Genomic DNA, 450 nt, shown 5'->3' with positions numbered 1-450 from the left:
CCGGGACGCTATGTTTCTGGCGGAAGCGGCGCATGTAGCTGGCCTGCGTTTCCCCCTCATCGGGTATTTCGTCCCGCGCCTGCCTTTCGATCCGGTAGAGCTGGTCGAAGAACTTGAGCGCCTGTGCGGGCGGCCCGCCTTGTTTCTTCCTCGCCTTGAGGGCGTCGGCAAAGCGCCGTCTGGCGTGGGCCATGCAGCCCAGATGCGTGGCGCCTTTCAATGTGCGCCAGGCCGTATAGCCGTCACTCATCAGGATGCCGCGATAGTCGCCGAGGAAGGCCTGCGGATGTTCCTGCCCGCGACCGGGTTGATAGTCGAACAGCACGATCGGCTGTTCGCTGTCCTCGCTGCTGCGGTAGGCCCACATATACGAGGTGCTGGTAGGAGCCTTGCCCTCTTCCTTCAGCACCTGAACCGTAGTTTCGTCGCCATGAATGACCTCCTGGGACC

General features: G+C 62.7%; 1 protein-coding gene. It reads right to left on the bottom strand.

The genetic code is table 11. The annotated features are described in order from the left end of the window. Positions 1 to 450 (bottom strand): transposase (locus tag HWN72_RS30830; RefSeq protein WP_211152342.1); only part of this gene is annotated, 450 nt, incomplete at both ends.

Source organism: Novosphingobium sp. HR1a (assembly GCF_015594425.1).
In the GTDB taxonomy this organism is placed as follows: domain Bacteria; phylum Pseudomonadota; class Alphaproteobacteria; order Sphingomonadales; family Sphingomonadaceae; genus Novosphingobium; species Novosphingobium resinovorum_A.
Note: the sequence above shows the minus strand (reverse complement) of the source record. Positions and strands in the feature narration are given on the sequence as shown.